At 68.9% G+C, this 1587-nt stretch carries 1 protein-coding gene; it reads right to left on the reverse strand.

Annotated features, from left to right (window positions below; translation table 11 throughout):
• Positions 1–8: 8 nt before the first annotated feature.
• Entirely contained in the window at positions 9–1472 is a 1464-nt protein-coding gene (locus AB0F68_RS35195) for an NF041680 family putative transposase (protein ID WP_357346210.1), read from the reverse strand.
• Positions 1473–1587: the final 115 nt, after the last annotated feature.

The raw sequence follows: 1587 nt of genomic DNA on the forward strand, positions 1-1587 counted from the left end.
CTTGATCTTTAACCTGTTCGGCGTGGGCGGGGATTCGTGGTCTTCGTTTTCGTGGTGCCGGATTTGTTGGTCTTCTTGGTGGTTGCGATGTGGACGTCGTGGCGCGGGGTGGGCTGGGTGTTGCGGCGCCCGGGTGGCCGTCCTGGTCCTGGCCGGGAGGGTTTCGGTGCGCCGGCGGGGCAGGCGGTCTTCGTGCGGAGGTGTCGAAACCCTCGGCGGACGCGTGCGGGTGACAGGCGCTGCGGTGGTGCTGGTTTCTCCCAGGGGCGGCGCAGGTCGGCGGCCGCGGCGCGAGCGAGGCGGAGCTGGGTGTAGGCGGCGAGGGTCAGCCAGGTCCAGAGGTCGGCTGCCTGCGGGGTGCGGATTTTCGGGCAGGTCCAGCCGAGGGTCTGCTTGAACAGGCGGAATGTGTGTTCGATGTCGAAGCGGCGCAGGAAGGTCTGCCAGAGCCGGTCGACGTCAGCGGTGGTGGGGTCGACGCCGGACCACCACAGCCACACCGGCTTCGGGGTCGCGCCGCTGGGCAAGTGACTGACCTCCAAGCGGATGACCGTTCCCTCGATGACCGGCAGCACCTTCGCCGAGTTGGTCCAGGCGTTTCGGTGGGTCAGTCGGGGGTGCAGCCGGTTCCAGGCTCGGGCCCACGCGGTGCCGTAGAGGCGGGTGTCGGTGATGGTGGCCGCGTCAGGTTCGCCCCAGGTGGCGGGATCACCGAAGACGAACTCGCCGCCGTGCCGGGGCGGGCGGCCGTTCGTTCCCGGCAGGCGGGGTGGTGCGGCTCGGCGCAGTACCCGGTCCGAGCGCATCCGCGCGAGGACCTGCACGGGCAGATCGGCCAGGAGGAACGCCAGCCGGGGCGCGTCGTAGCCTGCATCGGCCACGACCAGCACGTCCGGGTCACCGGCCTGCCACTGACCGGCCGCGACTAGCCGGCCCACGATGTCCCGCACCTGCCCGGCGGTGACCGTCGCCGCGTCAGAACCGGGCGCCAGCCGCACCGCATCCAGCGGGGCGGTCCATGAACTGCGACCCGACTCCAGGGCCACGACCATCGAATACGGCCAGCCCGGGACCATGATCGTCTGGTCCTTGCCACGCCCATAGGTGTGACACAGGATCCGCTGCGGTGAGGTGTGCGCGTCCGGCCGCAGCCAACAGGTGATGTCCACCGCCAGCACGAGACGCCCGTCGGCCGCCCGAGGCAGCGGCACCCCGGCGAGAGCGGTGCGCAGCCGGTCGATGTCCAGCCGCCCGCACGCGAGGGCGTCGTACAACGCGCCGTGACCGCGGCGGTGCTCACCCACCAACGACAACTCTACCAACGACCGGACCGGCCCATCGGCGCACAACACCGCGTCCGTCAGGTCGAACAAGGCGTCGGCTCGGGCGGTCAAGCAGTCGTAGAACACTCGCCGGAACCTGTCCAGGTCCCCGACGGCATCAGCCGCAGCACGATCATGCACACTGGTCACCAGAACAGCCCTTGGTTATTGATGCTCTTCCCTAGACAAGAAGATCATCGACCAAGGGCTGTTTCCGTGGTCAGTCAGGGTCCCCAAAGGACCCACGGAGGTTAAAGATCAAGCT

The sequence above is a fragment of the Micromonospora sp. NPDC023966 genome (assembly GCF_040639095.1).
In the GTDB taxonomy this organism is placed as follows: Bacteria; Actinomycetota; Actinomycetes; order Mycobacteriales; family Micromonosporaceae; genus Micromonospora.